Consider the following 15,980-nt stretch of genomic DNA (forward strand, 5'->3'; position numbering starts at 1 on the left):
CGGTGATTTTTTATTAAGGATAGAAGATACCGATCAACATAGGTATGTTCCCGGTGCCGAAGATTATATTATCGAATCATTAAAATGGTGCGGAATAAAGGTTGATGAAGGCGTTACTGTCGGCGGGGAACATGCTCCTTATCGCCAGTCGGAGAGGAAGCCAATTTATAAAAAATATGCAGAAGAACTTGTGGCTAAAGGCTTTGCTTATTATGCCTTTGATACTGCTGAAGAACTGGAAGCTTTGCGCAAAGAGCTGGAGGCTGCGAAGGCCAAAAATACAAGTTATTCGGCCCAGGTGAGGATGAAGATGAAAAACTCACTTACCCTTTCTAAAGAAGATGTAGAAAAAAAACTGGCCGGTAATGAACCTTACGTAATCCGTTTTAAAATGCCGGAAAACGAGGAATTGAAAGTACACGACATTATCCGTGAGTGGGTTACCGTAAATACTTCAACCCTTGACGACAAGGTCCTTTTTAAGTCGGACGGGATGCCTACCTACCATCTGGCCAATGTCGTAGACGATTATTTGATGAAGATTTCCCATGTTATCAGGGGAGAGGAATGGTTACCTTCATTGCCCCTGCACGTGATGCTTTATCGTGCTTTTGGTTGGGAGAAAGATATGCCTGAATTTGCGCATTTGCCCTTACTTCTCAAACCCGACGGTAAAGGAAAATTGAGCAAACGCGATGGCGACCGTCTTGGTTTTCCCGTTTTTCCTTTACAGTGGGTTGATCCAAAATCTGGTGAAATTTCATCCGGCTATCGGGAATCGGGCTATTTCCCTCAGGCCTTTGTCAATATGCTGGCTTTGCTGGGATGGAACCCCGGTACCGAACAGGAAGTATTTTCCATGAAAGAACTGGAAGATATCTTCTCCATCGAAAAGGTACATAAAGCAGGTTCGCGGTTTGACCTGGAGAAGGCCAAATGGTTTAACCAGCAATATCTGCGCATGCAGGATGATGAAGAACTGGCAAGACTTTTCGTTCCGGTTTTAGAGGAGAAAGGGATTCAAAGTCCTTTTGATTACGTGATGAAAGTTTGTCATGTCATCAAAGAAAGGGTAAATTTTGTAAAAGAGCTTTGGGATAATGGTTATTTTTTCTTTCAGGTGCCTCAAAATTATGATCCGGCAACCATTAAAAAAAGATGGAAAGCTGATTCTCCCTCTGATTTAACGGAACTTGGCAAACGTTTATCCACAATTGCTGATTTCAATCATGAAGAAATCGAAAAAACGGTTCATTTATTCCTTGAAGAAAAGCAACTGGGCATGGGCGTTGTCATGAATGCCCTGAGGCTGGCCCTTGTTGGCAAGGGAATTGGCCCGGATATGGTCACCATGATGGTATTGCTGGGTAAGGAAGAAGTACTCGCACGTATTGAAACCGCTGTATCTCTTATAAAATAAGGTCTTAGCCAAATAAAAACAGGGGCTGTCCATAAAGGACAGTCTCTTTTCGTATTATCATAAGTTGTCAAAAGGAATATTCTACTTGAAATTTATCATTGATAGCTTTTCCGTTAATCATATTTCTGGGTCAGAAGTCAAATCTTGAGGATAAAACCTAACAGGTTTGGAAAATTAATATAGCTTTCCTTCTCCTGAATTTTGTCTTTCATTGCTGTCAGCTTCAGCTGACGGATTCTGATGATATTAAGATATTTCTTGGGCTTTAGCCTAAGTTTAGCATCTTAAAATTATACCCAATATTTGATTGAAGCCTACGGCAATGACGAAGCTGATTAAATACAAAATACGAAGTTTAATGGTGCTTCCAATAATTATCCTGAATATAAAAATTGAAAATATAAAATTAGGTGTATGAAAAAAGGGCTGTTTTTGAACAGCCCTTTTTGTCGGTCCTGAGGGACTCGAACCCTCGACCCCGAGATTAAGAGTCACGTGCTCTACCAGCTGAGCTAAGGACCGGTAATTGTTTTTGGGACTGCAAAAATATACATTTACATTTAATTTCCCATTTCTTTTTAACGTTTTTTTAAATGATTTAAAAAAATATCAGCTAAAGTACCGTTTTACAAAGGTTTCCATTCGGTTTTTAATTAAGGGCTCATTAGCCATCAGGTAGAATAAGAAATGTAGTTTCAAATAAGGGAATTGGCAATAAGATTGTTTTACTGAAAATTTCTTTGGTACATTTGTACAATAAAAGTCGACTAATAATACATTATTATGCCTTATGTAAAACCCAAGAAGAGTCTTGGCCAGCATTTCCTGAAAGATAAAAATATTGCCCAAAAGATAGTGGAGAGTTTACGGGCTGAAGGGATGAAAAAGGTACTGGAAATCGGGCCGGGCATGGGAGTATTGACTCAATTCCTACTGGAACGCAAGGAATTTGAAACCTACCTGATTGAAATCGATCGTGAATCGGTGGTATATTTGGAAGAAGCATTTCCTGCCTTGGGCGAAAAGTTGATTTATCAGGACTTTTTAAAATTCGATTTTCCTGAATATTTTACAGAACCGCTTGGAATAATCGGGAATTTCCCGTACAACATTTCCAGCCAGATTTTTTTCAGGATTATAGAAAATAAAAACCTTGTAAAGGAAGTAGTCTGCATGATACAAAAGGAAGTTGCAGAGCGGATATCATCCGGCGAAGGGAACAAGCAATATGGAATCCTGAGTGTGCTGCTACAGGCCTTTTACGATATAGACTATTTGTTTACGGTAGGGGAGCAGGTTTTCAGCCCTCCACCAAAGGTAAAATCGGCTGTGATAAGGCTTGTGCGCAACCAGGTAAAGAAGCTTCCCTGTGATGAAGCTTTATTCCTAAGGGTAGTAAAGACCGGCTTCAACCAGAGAAGAAAAACATTGCGCAATTCCTTGCGGAGCATTATTGACGATCCCTTGTTTGAGCCGGAAATATTGAAGAAAAGGCCAGAACAGTTATCCGTAGCACAGTTTATATACCTGACTTCTGCAATTGAAAATCAGCTTTCTGCCTGATTTTAGATGTTTGTATTGATGGCTTCCACTGGATTAAGCTGTGCAGCCGAATAAGCCGGCGCAAAACCTGAGACTATGCCGATTACAAGCGAAATGGCCAGGCCTTTGATGATATTCAGCAAGGAAAGTGTAACATGAAAATCAGCCCCCTTTGTTAAGGCTAAGGCTCCAAGAAATACAAAAAACAATCCAATTATGCCACCGGCCAGAGCCAGTATGGCTGCTTCATAAAGAAACTGCATCAGGATAAACAGTTTTTTGGCACCCAGGGCCTTTTGAATTCCAATGATATTGATTCGTTCCCTCACCGAAACAAACATGATATTGGCTATGCCAAATCCTCCCACTAAAATGGAGAATCCGCCAATAATCCCCCCTGCTATATCAATCACCAAAAAAATGGAATTAATCCCCTGGCTGATAATGCTTGCCTGGTTTAAGGCAAAGTCATCGTCCTGACCGGGCCTTAACCTGTGAATGGACCGCATGATTCCCGTCAGTTCGTCAATAAGCTGAGGAGTGCTGACCCCGGCTTTTGCTTTTACCATAATAAAGGGCTGCAGGTCTTCATTTCGTATATCATATAAATTGCGCATATAATTGATGGGGAGCAGTACCGTATTATCCAGGCTGGTTCCACCAGGGGCAAATTCACCTTCTTTTTTTGCTATTCCTAGAATAGTGACTTTCCTGCCCATAATTTTTAACTCTTTGCCCAAAGGGTTTTCATTCTTGAACAGATTAGCAGCCAGGTCATTGCCTATGATAGCACAGGGTCTTCCATTTTCTGATTCGAAAGGCGAAAAATATCTCCCTTTTTCTATTTCAAAAGATCTGATGTTCTGAAATTCGTGCGAGTTTCCCCAGACAACAATATTGTCGGCTGTATTTTTCCCGTATTTTACCAGGGTTGAAGTGGCTGCCGAAAAACAAAATGATTGGGCAAATAAAGAACGGCGTTGAATTTCCTTATAATCGGATAATTTTGGGATTGGCCGTTTCATATATTTCCACCAGGGATAATCGTGACTAAATGACCAGGGCCATTTTTGAATATAGACAATGTCATTTCCCAAACCCGAAATGCTTGTACGGATATTATTTTCCATGGAATCAAGTACGGTAAATACCGATATCAGGGCAAATATCCCAATGGTAATGCCCAAAAGAGTAAGTAAGGTACGTAGTTTATTGGCCATTACCGAACTATAGGCAAATAAAAAACTTTCTTTTAGTATATTAAAAAACAGCATATTATCTAATTTGAATATATATTTGCAGTCATTTTTGTATTTCCATTCTCATTTTTAAGCTAAATAAGTGAAAGATAAGCAAAAAAGAAAATCTCTTTTCAGATTATTTTTGAACTGACGAATGATGCCGGATTGTTTTTATGATTTGTATTCAAGATCATTAAATGATTAAAAATAATTATACCTGCTTTTCTATGGTTAAAAGTAATTAATATTTATAACTTTTTAATAACTTTGCTGCGAAAATTAAATATTTGTAAATGAGTAATTTGAAAAAGATAAACACAGCTCTTATTTCGGTGTATCACAAGGATAAACTCGATGCAGTAGTTAAAAAACTTCATGAGTTGGGAATAAAAATATATTCCACCGGTGGCACACAGGAATTTATTGAGAAATTAGGGATAGAAGTTACACCGGTTGAAGAATTGACTTCTTATCCTGCAATTTTAGGTGGGAGAGTGAAGACCCTGCACCCCAAAATTTTTGGAGGTATTCTTGCACGCAGGGACAATGCTTCTGATAAAAATCAACTCAAACAATTTTTAATTCCTGAAATTGACCTGGTTATTGTTGACCTTTATCCTTTTGAAGATACAGTTGCTTCGGGAGCAGAAGAACAGGAAATCATCGAGAAAATTGATATAGGCGGAATTTCTTTGATCCGTGCAGCAGCTAAAAATTTTAAGGATGTAACCATTATTTCTTCAAGAAATCAATATGAAGAGTTGCTTCAAATACTCAACGAAGGAAATGGTGAAGTTTCCCTTGAAGAAAGGAAGAAGTTGGCTTGTGATGCTTTTGACAACACCTCTAATTATGATACTGCAATTTTTAATTATTTTAACGGGGATATAAATAAGGCTGTCTTTAAACAGAGCATTACCAAGCGTAAAGAATTGCGTTATGGCGAAAATCCTCATCAGCAGGGTGTGTTTTTTGGTGATTTTGATTCCCTTTTTGATCAATTACACGGCAAGGAGATATCTTACAACAATTTGCAGGATATTGATGCTGCGGTGAATTTAATTTCAGATTTTGACGAAACCACCTTTGCCATTTTAAAACACAACAATGCTTGTGGATTAGCTTCACGCGAAAAATTGATTGATGCCTGGAAAGATGCTTTGGCCGGTGACCCGGTTTCGGCTTTTGGTGGAGTTTTTATTACTAACGTAAAAATTGACAAGGAAACTGCCGGAGAGATCAATAAGCTGTTCTTTGAAGTAATAATTGCTCCGGATTATGAAAAGGAAGCCTTGGAAATCCTGAAAGAGAAGAAAAACCGTATCATTTTGGTTGAAAAAGATACAAACTTCCCCAAAAAGCAATTCAAATCTTTGCTGAATGGCGTAATTGCACAGGACAGGGACTTGAATGTCGAGCATGAAGCCGATATGGAAACGGTTACTTCGAAACATGCTTCAAAACAGGAAATCGTGGATATGGAGTTTGCCAATAAGATTGTAAAACATACTAAGTCAAATGCCATAGTTTTGGCTAAAAACAAACAACTTATTTCCAGTGGTGTAGGCCAAACTTCCAGGGTCGATGCTTTAAAGCAGGCTATAACAAAGGCTGAAGCCTTTCATTTCTCCCTTCAAGGAGCAGTAATGGCATCTGATGCTTATTTCCCTTTTGGCGATTGTGTTCAAATCGCTCATCAGGCAGGAATAACCGCTGTGATAGAACCCGGAGGTTCTATTCGGGATAAGGAGTCTATTGATTTTTGTGAAAAAAATGATATGGCTTTGGTATTTACTCATATCCGACACTTTAAACATTAATTATATTTTTTGTTCTTATGGGATTGTTTTCTTTTTTAACTCAGGAAATTGCAATTGATTTAGGTACTGCTAATACGATTATCACACATAACGATAAAATTGTAGTAGATGAACCTTCAATAGTTGCTATAGATCAAACCACGGGAAAACTGATTGCTATTGGTGAAGAAGCACGTCAGATGCATGGCAAGACGCACGAAAATATAAAAACTATCCGCCCCTTGCGCGATGGGGTAATCGCCGATTTTAATGCTGCTGAGCAAATGATTCGGGGGATGATTAAGATGATTAACAACAAGCAGCAGTTGTTCACCCCTTCTTTAAGGATGGTTGTTTGTATTCCTTCCGGAAGTACTGAAGTAGAAGTGAGGGCTGTGCGGGATTCCTCTGAACATGCCGGCGGGCGTGATGTATACCTGATCTTTGAACCAATGGCTGCCGCTATTGGAATAGGCCTTGATGTGGAAGCCCCTGAGGGAAGCATGGTTGTTGATATTGGCGGTGGAACAACAGAAATAGCAGTTATTGCTCTGGGCGGTATAGTCTGCAACAAGAGTATCCGTATAGCCGGTGATGGTTTTACTGCCGACATCCAGGCCTATATGCGCCATCAGCACAATATTAAAATCGGGGAACGGACAGCAGAAGATATTAAGATCAATGTGGGCTCTGCTTTACCCGAAATTGCAAATCCACCCAGCGACTTTGTGGTCAGAGGCCCTAATCTGATGACGGCCATGCCTATTGAGATTCCAATTTCATATCAGGAAATAGCCCATTGCCTTGATAAATCTATTTCAAAAATAGAATCCGCTGTTTTGGGAGTACTTGAACAAACTCCCCCTGAATTATATGCAGATATCGTTACCAAGGGAATATTCCTTAGCGGTGGAGGGGCATTGCTCAGAGGGCTGGATAAAAGGCTTACCGATAAAATTAATATCCCTTTCCATGTGGCAGAAGATCCTTTGCATGCTGTTGCCCGGGGTACAGGTGTTGCACTGAAAAATATCGGTAGATTTAACTTCCTGATGAGGTAAATTCTAAAACTGAATTTTAATAAAAAACATGGGAAATTCCTGTAACGATGAAATTTCCTTTGCTTTTTATATGCCCTGAGATCTGATTTCTGAATATATTTCTAAGGCGGGTTTAACCAAATTATTGGTAATTAGTATATTATGGTCATGAAAGTTTGTTTACCTTAGTAAAATTAATTGGTTTAGCATGAAGAATTTATTAAGGTTTATTTTAAAATATCATTTTATTATTCTGTTTCTGATTATTGAATCGTTTTCCATTTCCTTACTGGTGAATCAAAACGATTTTCAAAAGGCAAGTGTGGTTAATGTCCTAAAAGGAATAGCAGGTTATTTTTATCAGAAAGAAGCAGGCATTGAAGAATATTTTTCTTTACGCAAGGCTAACCTGGAACTGACAAAAGAAAATGCACGGCTGATGAATAGTCTGAAAAGTTCTTATATTAGGGATAATTATGATATTTTTAGTGTTCATGATACGGTTTTTCATCAGAAATACCAGTACATTTCTGCCAAAGTAGTAAATAATTCCGTTAATAAGCAGTTTAATTATATCACAATTGACAAGGGATTGAAACAGGATGTAGGCCAGGAGATGGGGGTTATCTGTTCTAGTGGTGTGGTTGGTGTGGTTGATGCAGTTTCAAAGAATTTTTCTGTAGTGGTTTCTGTACTTAATCGTGATTTAAAGGTCAGTGCACAAATTAAGAAAAATGGATATTTCGGTTCCCTTAGCTGGAGTGGCGAAGATTTTGAACATGCCTTTTTAAATGATATTCCCCAGCATGTAAAAATCAGGGCAGGCGATACCATTGTTACCAGCGGATACTCAACTATTTTCCCCCAAGGTATCATAATTGGTACAATATCTAATTACAACAAAGCTGGAGGTACTTTTTATAATATTAAGGTTAAATTAGCTGTTGATTTTAAAAATTTGAATCATGTTATTCTTGTTAGAAATTTAATGAAACAGGAACAACAAAATATTGAAAAACAGGTTACACAGCATGATTAAATTGATTCCCAAATATTTATTGTATTTTGTTGTTATATTGCTGATACAACTACTGATTGTTCAAAATATTCAATTGAGTGGTTATATCAATCCCTATTTCTATGTGCTATTTCTTTTACTCCTGCCTTTCAATACAGCCGATTGGTTGCTTTTGATATTTGGGTTTATTTTGGGATTCACCATGGATATTTTTACCAATACCCTGGGATTGCATACTTCGGCAACTGTGTTGATGGCCTTTTTAAGACCTTATGTTTTAAAAATGATTGCTCCCCGTGACGGATATGGAGAAGGTACCCTTCCGGTTTTAAAGCAGTATGGATTAGGATGGTTTTTAAAGTACACCCTATTGCTGGTGCTGGCACATCATTTTTTCCTGTTCTTATTTGAAGCTTTTAGTTTTGCTTATATTCTTGATATTTTACTACGTGTTCTAATCAGTAGTGTTTGCAGTATATTGTTAATTGTTGTAAGTCAGTATTTTATCTTTAGGCGGTAAGATGAATCATTATGCCGTTAGAAAATATATTATTGGTTCGCTGTTTGTTCTTTTCAGTGTAATTCTTCTGGCCAGACTTTTATATATTCAGGTAATTGATACCTCATATAAATTGTCTGCTGAAAATATTTCCAGGCGTTTTATTATCCAATATCCCTCGCGTGGAATTATTTATGACAGGAATGGTAAGGTTTTGGTTTATAACGAAATAGCCTACGATCTTATGGTGAATCCCTGGCAGTTAACCCGTTTTGATACCACAGAATTATGCTCAATTTTGGATATTCCGGTACAGCAGGCCAGAGATGCCATACAGGCAGCCAAAGATTATTCAAAATATAAACCTTCGATTTTCCTGAAACAGGTTTCTCCTGAAGCTTTTGCAGTTTTGCAGGAACGGTTGTTTAAATTCCCCGGATTTTACGTACAACCCAGAACTTTGCGCGTTTATCCTGCAAAAATAGCGGCTGCTATATTGGGATATGTGGGTGAAGTAAATGAAAATGTCATTAAAAAATCAACCTATTATCATATGGGTGATTATATCGGCATAAGCGGAATTGAAAAATCTTATGAGTACTATTTGCGGGGGCGTAAAGGAGTAAATATTTATATCGTTGATGTGCACAACCGGATAAAAGGTCCTTTTCAAAACGGACGTTTTGATACAATAGCCCTGGCCGGAAATAATCTTACTTCAACCATTGATGAAGATTTACAAGCTTATGGGGAAAAATTAATGGCCAATTACCGGGGTAGTATTGTGGCTATTGAACCTTCCTCAGGGGAAATTTTGTCCTTAGTGACTTCGCCTTCTTATGACCCTTCTTTATTGGTTGGCAGAAAACGTACCGTAAATTATGTTGACTTAATGCGCGATCCCAGTAAACCCTTGTTTAACCGGGCATTGATGGCCAAATATCCTCCCGGTTCTACCTTTAAAATGATTAATGGTTTGATCGGTTTACAGGAAGGGGTAATTGTTCCGGGTACAGAGTTTAGTTGTAGCAGGGGATATCATGTGGGGAATTTTACAGTAGCTTGCCATCCGCATGTTTCGCCTCTTAATCTGCCTCAGGCTATACAGAATTCCTGTAATGCCTATTTTTGTAATGTATTCAGGAGGATCATCGATAACCACCAATTGGGCGATACCAAATCCAATTTCAATACCTGGCGTAATTACGTTATGTCGTTCGGTTTAGGGAAAAAAATTGAAAGTGATTTGCCCAATGAGCTTTCGGGTAATGTCCCTTCTTCCAGATATTATGATAAATATTTCGGAGTACATGGCTGGCATTCCCTGACGGTTATTTCATTGGCTATTGGACAGGGCGAACTGGGAATAACTCCTTTGCAAAATTGCAATGTGGCTGCAATAATGGCGAACAGAGGTTTTTATTATCCTCCCCATATTATTAAAAGTGTACAGGGGCAACCGGATATAGATCCTAAATTTAAAATCCGTCATAATACTGCAATTAATCCTATGTATTTTGAACCCATTGTTCAGGGTATGGATGCCTCGGTAAATGCCGGAGGTACAAGCTATATAGCACATATTGACGGGATCACGGTTTGCGGGAAAACCGGTACAGCCCAAAATCCCCATGGGAAAGACCATTCCATTTTTATCGCTTTTGCACCCAAGGACCACCCTAAAATTGCAATCGCTGTATATATTGAAAATGCGGGATTTGGTGCTACTTATGCTGCACCAATTGCCAGCCTGATGATTGAAAAATATCTCACCCATGCCATTAAACGTCAATATCTTGAGGACTGGCTTCTTAAAACTAAAATCGAATATGGACCAGAACGTTGAAAATAAAACTATTTGGGCAAATGCAGATAGGATGACCATTATTCTGTTTTTGCTCTTGGTCTTTATCGGATGGATAAATATCTATGCAGCGGTGTTTAATGACCATCATCAAAATATATTGGACTTTTCCCAGCGATATGGCAAGCAGGCTCTGTGGATACTGGCTGCTTGTGCGTTGGCTATGGCCATATTTATTATTGACATCAAGTTCTTTTCTTTCTTTTCCTACGCTATTTATGGCATTTCCATCTTTCTCCTGATGGCGGTGCTGGTGCTGGGAACAAAGGTAAATGGCGCGCGCTCCTGGTTCGGATTGGGCGGTTTTCAGTTCCAACCCTCGGAATTTGCTAAAGTCGGGACTTGTCTGGCTTTATCCAAATATTTGAGCAAGTTTAATGTAAAACTGGATAATTTTAAATCCCTTTATATTCCTTTTGCAATTATCCTGACTCCGGCATTTCTGATTCTTTTGCAGCCTGATACAGGTAGTGCCCTGGTGTTTCTGATTTTTAGCCTGGTTTTATACCGGGAAGGAATGAATGGAAGTTTTTTGTTATTAGGCCTGATGATCGTTACCCTTTTCATCTTCTCCCTGGTTGCCGAAAAACTATTTATCATCCTGGTTCTTATTGGAATTGCCGCCCTTGTATTTTTTATTATCAGCCCAAAGAAAAAATGGACTTTTAATGCCCTGATTATCGGCGGGGGTCTTTTTGCCATTTTATGGGGATTAGACTGGTTTTTTTCTTTAAATATTGAAACTTATTTTATTGTACTGATTGCTCTTGGCTTTTCTGGTATTTGGTATTTGATTCTGGCTTTAAAAGATAAGATACCTAATGCAGTTCTGATTTTGTCTGTTCTTTTGGGTTCTATAGCTTTTACCTATTCTGTGGATTTTGTATTTAACAATATTTTGGAAGAACATCAGCGTCAAAGGGTCAATATTTTATTAGGAAGGGAAACCGATCCTCAGGGAGTAGGCTATAATGTAAATCAATCGCAAATTGCGATTGGATCGGGTGGATTATTGGGTAAAGGATTTTTAAAAGGAACTCAAACCAAATACAATTTTGTCCCTGAGCAAAGTACCGATTTTATTTTTTGCACTGTAGGTGAAGAATGGGGATTTGTTGGAACCTTTGTGGTAATTGGCCTTTTCCTCTCCCTTCTGCTAAGAATTATTTATCTGGCTGAACGACAGCGCTCTACATTTAGCCGTACTTATGGATATGGCCTTGCGGCAGTGCTTTTCTTTCATCTCATCGTGAATGTGGGTATGACAATTGGTATTATGCCGGTTATTGGTATCCCCTTGCCCTTTTTTAGTTATGGAGGTTCTTCCCTCTGGTCATTTACCGTCATGTTGTTCATTTTTATCCGGATGGATGCCAGCAGGTTCGATTTGCTAATGTAACCCTCTTATTTTGATCTGATTTTTTTCTTCTACATATTTTATTATCTGTGGAAAGAATTCATAAAATTCTTTGCGGAGAGCCTCATAGTTATTTTTTAACACTTCAACCGCATAATTATTCTCATAAGGGAGTGAGGTGTTTTTGGACATCAGGATGAAAATTTTTTCAATCCCTTCAATAGTCAGATAGGTATCTACCCAGTTGTCGAGGATGAAAAAAGGCAAAATAGACTTGACTCCAATGGGCAAAATGTCGGAGTGTTCAATAATCAGTTGGTGAAAATCCTGGAGAAACTCATGCAAAGGCTGATCAGAGAAACGATCCCAATCTTTTGCCAGAAAGTGATCATACAAAATGTCAACAATTACACCTGAAAACTTGTGATAACGTGTAATAAAATGTGCTTTGCTTAATTTCACTACTGGATGATTATCGGTATAGCTGTCGATATTCCGGTGCAAAATAATTCCATTTTTGATTTGTAAAGGGTATTTTTCGTAATCTCTTCCCTTCACATAGTCACCGACGAAATTGCCTATTTTCAGCTCGTCTGAATCTCCTGATAGATAAATATGCGCTAAAAAGTTCATACCTGGAATTTTTACCTTGAAAAGCCTTATAAAATAAGTCTTTTCATTAATTAACCTGTTTGTTCCCCTGTTTTTTAAAATTAGGTATTATCTGATGAAAATCCTAAAATTTTAGCAGGCTTTCTGCATTATTTAACGATTTTTATATTTTCATATTTTCCCTGTCCCTGATATTCTAAAATGTAATTTTAATAGTTATTTTTCGATTTTGTAAACCCGAAACTTTAAATTTAGTTCTTGGCCACCCTGTTTTAAATCATTGTTCTTGTAGAAAATATTTTGTAAGTTAAAAACTTAAAACATTTGATGTTAAAACCTTTATAAGCGAAAACTAACCAAACTATGAAAACACGCAGGGTAATCATTATTGGCGCAGCCGGAAGAGATTTTCACAATTTCAATGTCTTTTTCAGGAACAATCCGGAATATATAGTAGTAGCATTTACGGCTAATCAGATTCCGGATATTGAAGGCCGAAAATATCCGGCAGAGCTTGCAGGTTCCTTATATCCCAATGGAATTCCAATTTATGCTGAATCTGATTTACCTGAGCTGATCAGGGAAAATAATGTGAGTGATTGTGTTTTTTCATACAGCGATGTTCCCTATGCCAGGGTAATGGGAGTAAGTGCCATTGTGAATGCTGCCGGGGCCAATTTTATGTTGTTGGGGACAAAGGAAACCATGCTGAAAAGTGAAAAACCTCTTATTGCAGTTTGTGCAGTAAGGACAGGCTGCGGAAAAAGCCAAACTTCACGCCGTATCATTGAATTATTGATGAATTCCGGAATACGGGTGGTGGCCATACGTCACCCTATGCCTTATGGTAACCTGGTGGCCCAGAAAGTACAACGTTTTGCTGAGATTTCTGATTTGAAGAAAAACCAGTGCACCCTCGAGGAGATGGAAGAATATGAACCCCACGTGATCCGGGGAAATGTTATTTATGCCGGAGTGGATTACGAGGCTATTTTAAGGGCCGCCGAAAATGACCCAAGGGGTTGTGATGTGATTGTCTGGGATGGCGGCAACAACGATTTTCCTTTTTACAAACCCGACCTGACCATTACGATTACCGATCCGCTCCGGGCAGGGGACGAATTACTTTATTATCCTGGAGAAGTTTCTTTGAGAATTGCCGACGTGGTGGTGATCAACAAGATTGATTCGTCCGCCCCGGAAAATATTCTGACCGTACGAAAAAATATTCAGAAAGTCAATCCCAAGGCTGTTGTGGTTGATGCGGCATCTCCTGTCCGTGTCGAAAATCAGGAATTGATCCGTGGAAAGCGGGTTTTGGTGGTTGAGGATGGCCCTACGCTTACTCATGGCGAGATGAAATGGGGTGCCGGCGTGATGGCTGCCTATAAATTCGGTGCCAGTCAACTTGTTGATCCACGTCCATATATCGTTGGCCGGTTAAAAGAAACATTCAACATTTATCCCAATATTGGCACCCTGCTTCCTGCCATGGGATATGGAAATGAACAGCTTCATGATCTGGAATCCACCATCAACAATGCAGATTGTGATACAGTGATTGTCTCCACACCCGTTGACCTGAACCGTATCATAAATATCAGGAAACCATCAACCAGGGTATATTATGATTTGCAGGAAATCGGGAAACCCGATCTGGAGGAGGTGATCAACGATTTTATTGAAAAATTCCATTTGTCCAGGAGAAATGAAATTTAGAACTCAAATTTTATAATCGTTCTTGAAATGAAAAAACCCGTCAATATTAAAACTGACGGGTTTTTAAATATGATTTTGCAAAGTTTACTTTAAATAAGCTTTAATCTTTTTTGTTTCTTCTTCATACCCGGGTTTTTCAAGAAGGGCGAACATGTTCTTTTTATAAGCTTCAACGCCGGGCTGGTCAAACGGGTTGACACCCAAAAGATAACCGCTGATGCCGCAAGCTTTTTCAAAGAAGTAGATCAGCTGGCCAAGGTAATACTCATTCAGTTTAGGAATTTCAACCAGGATATTGGGCACTCCGCCTTCAACATGGGCAATTTGTGTACCCAATTGGGCCATTTTGTTTACTTCGTCAATTCTTTTACCGGCCAGATAGTTGATTCCGTCAAGATTATCCTTGTCAGAAGGAATAACGGCTTTGCTGTCGGGTTCTTTAATAGAAATAACGGTTTCAAACAAAGAACGTTCTCCCTGTTGAATGTACTGTCCCATGGAATGAAGGTCTGCCGTGAAGTTAACGCTTGAAGGATAAATGCCTTTATTTTCTTTGCCTTCGCTTTCACCGTACAATTGTTTCCACCATTCGGAGAAGTAAACCAGTTTGGTATTGAAATTAACCAGGATTTCAATTTTCTTTCCCTTTGCATACAAGGCATTACGGGTTGCAGCATAGATGGCAGAAAGATTGTCTTCGAATTTAACGTTTTCTCCGGTCAAGGCTTCCATATCTTTAGCCCCATTAACCAACTGACGGATATCGAAGCCTCCAATAGCCAAAGGAACGAGACCAACAGGGGTAAGTACGGAATAACGGCCGCCAACATCATCAGGTATCACAAAGGTTTTGTAACCTTCTTCGGTAGCCAGCTTTCTTAATGCACCTCTCTTGGCATCGGTGATGGCAATAATGTGTTTTGAAGCTTCATCCTTGCCAACTTTTTTCTCCAGATGTTCTTTCAAGATTCTGAAAGCAATGGAAGGTTCAGTAGTTGTGCCTGATTTTGAAATAACGGTGATGCCGTATGATTTGTTATCCAAGATCTCAAGCAGTTCGTTCATGTAATCTTCTCCGATATTTTGTCCGGCAAAGATCAACAAGGGAGCCTTGTGTTTTTTCTGCAGGTGGTTGAAGTTGTTCGACAGAGCTTCTGAAACGGCTTTTGCGCCCAGGTATGATCCGCCAATTCCTATAACTACCAGTATTTCTATTTTGTTTTTCAGGCTGTTTGCGGTTTCTTCAATTTCAGCCAGGTCTTTTTCCGTAATGGAGGAGGGAAGATTAATCCAACCGATAAAATCGTTTCCTTTTCCGGTTTTATGGTGCAATGCAGCCACATGCTTTTCTACCTCACCGGCTTGTCCCATAATGGTTTCTTCAGGAACAAAAGGGAACACATTGTTAATGTGCAGCTTTAAATTTTCCATATTTTTACTGTTATATTAAAAAATCCAATTACTAAGTTCAGTCAACAAAGGTATTTAATTTTACTTATTTCCCATGGGCGTTAATTTATTGAAGTTTTTCTGCAAGTAGTTTGATTTCAATAACAGGTGAGATTTTTTCATAGATAATATTGTAAACCGCATCGGTGATGGGCATGTTTACTTTATATTTTTTGTTAATTTCTTTTATGCTTTTCACTGCATAATATCCTTCGGCCACCATGTTCATTTCAAGCTGGGCCGATTTAACGGAATATCCTTTGCCAATCATCATGCCGTAGGTACGGTTGCGGCTGAACTGGGAATAGCTGGTCACCAGCAGGTCTCCCAGATAAGCCGAGCTGCTGATGATCCTGTGCCCGGGATGTGTTTCATCCAGAAACCGTTTGATTTCCATGATGGCGTTTGAAACCAGCACCG

The 15,980-nt window shown here is 38.9% G+C and carries 13 protein-coding genes and 1 tRNA gene; 9 read left to right on the forward strand and 5 right to left on the reverse strand.

The features are described from left to right. Positions 1-1,420 (forward strand): glutamate--tRNA ligase (gltX, locus tag Q8907_04140; GenBank protein MDP4273450.1); only part of this gene is annotated, 1,420 nt, incomplete at its 5' end. A 449-nt stretch (positions 1,421-1,869) separates the two neighbouring features. On the opposite strand, the gene Q8907_04145 is transcribed toward gltX, so the two are convergent. Beyond that, a tRNA-Lys gene (locus Q8907_04145) sits at positions 1,870-1,942 on the reverse strand. 261 nt (positions 1,943-2,203) lie between these two features. Here Q8907_04145 and rsmA point away from each other — a divergent pair. Beyond that, complete coding sequence (gene rsmA / locus Q8907_04150) at positions 2,204-2,983, forward strand: 16S rRNA (adenine(1518)-N(6)/adenine(1519)-N(6))-dimethyltransferase RsmA (protein MDP4273451.1); 780 nt, start codon at positions 2,204-2,206, stop codon at positions 2,981-2,983. Positions 2,984-2,985: 2 nt separating this feature from the next. On the opposite strand, the gene Q8907_04155 is transcribed toward rsmA, so the two are convergent. After that, complete coding sequence (locus Q8907_04155) at positions 2,986-4,236, reverse strand: ABC transporter permease (protein ID MDP4273452.1); 1,251 nt, start codon at positions 4,234-4,236, stop codon at positions 2,986-2,988. A 260-nt stretch (positions 4,237-4,496) separates the two neighbouring features. On the opposite strand from Q8907_04155, the gene purH reads away from it, so the two are divergent. The 6 genes from purH to rodA all read left to right on the forward strand — a co-directional run bounded on the left by purH (position 4,497) and on the right by rodA (position 11,822). Then, complete coding sequence (gene purH, locus Q8907_04160; protein MDP4273453.1) at positions 4,497-6,023, forward strand: bifunctional phosphoribosylaminoimidazolecarboxamide formyltransferase/IMP cyclohydrolase; 1,527 nt, start codon at positions 4,497-4,499, stop codon at positions 6,021-6,023. A gap of 17 nt (positions 6,024-6,040) precedes the next feature. Continuing rightward, a complete protein-coding gene (locus Q8907_04165; GenBank protein MDP4273454.1) occupies positions 6,041-7,063 on the forward strand; it encodes a rod shape-determining protein in 1,023 nt (340 codons plus the stop codon). Positions 7,064-7,250: 187 nt separating this feature from the next. Beyond that, entirely contained in the window at positions 7,251-8,081 is an 831-nt protein-coding gene (gene mreC, locus Q8907_04170) for a rod shape-determining protein MreC (GenBank protein ID MDP4273455.1), read from the forward strand. Next, positions 8,074-8,580 (forward strand): rod shape-determining protein MreD, encoded by a 507-nt coding sequence (gene mreD, locus Q8907_04175; GenBank protein MDP4273456.1) that lies wholly within the window; start codon positions 8,074-8,076, stop codon positions 8,578-8,580. The genes mreC and mreD overlap by 8 nt, the downstream gene beginning before the upstream one ends. Position 8,581: 1 nt before the next feature. Then, entirely contained in the window at positions 8,582-10,405 is a 1,824-nt protein-coding gene (gene mrdA / locus Q8907_04180; protein MDP4273457.1) for a penicillin-binding protein 2, read from the forward strand. Then, positions 10,389-11,822, forward strand: coding sequence for a rod shape-determining protein RodA (gene rodA / locus Q8907_04185; protein MDP4273458.1), 1,434 nt, complete (start codon positions 10,389-10,391; stop codon positions 11,820-11,822). The genes mrdA and rodA overlap by 17 nt, the downstream gene beginning before the upstream one ends. Here the strand turns inward: rodA and Q8907_04190 are convergent. Beyond that, on the reverse strand, positions 11,814-12,413 hold the full coding sequence (locus tag Q8907_04190) for an ACP phosphodiesterase (GenBank protein MDP4273459.1): 600 nt from the start codon (positions 12,411-12,413) through the stop codon (positions 11,814-11,816). The genes rodA and Q8907_04190 overlap by 9 nt on opposite strands. A gap of 342 nt (positions 12,414-12,755) precedes the next feature. Between Q8907_04190 and Q8907_04195 the strand changes: the two genes are divergently transcribed. Further along, a complete protein-coding gene (locus tag Q8907_04195) occupies positions 12,756-14,111 on the forward strand; it encodes a cyclic 2,3-diphosphoglycerate synthase (GenBank protein MDP4273460.1) in 1,356 nt (451 codons plus the stop codon). Positions 14,112-14,195: 84 nt separating this feature from the next. Here the strand turns inward: Q8907_04195 and Q8907_04200 are convergent, their stop codons facing one another. Both Q8907_04200 and Q8907_04205 read right to left on the reverse strand, forming a co-directional pair. Further along, positions 14,196-15,542, reverse strand: a complete 1,347-nt coding sequence (locus tag Q8907_04200) for a glucose-6-phosphate isomerase (GenBank protein MDP4273461.1) — start codon at positions 15,540-15,542, stop codon at positions 14,196-14,198. An 85-nt stretch (positions 15,543-15,627) separates the two neighbouring features. Next, positions 15,628-15,980 (reverse strand): glycerol-3-phosphate dehydrogenase (locus Q8907_04205; protein MDP4273462.1); only part of this gene is annotated, 353 nt, incomplete at its 5' end.

This window comes from Bacteroidota bacterium, from assembly GCA_030706565.1.
Taxonomy (GTDB): domain Bacteria; phylum Bacteroidota; class Bacteroidia; order Bacteroidales; family JAUZOH01; genus JAUZOH01.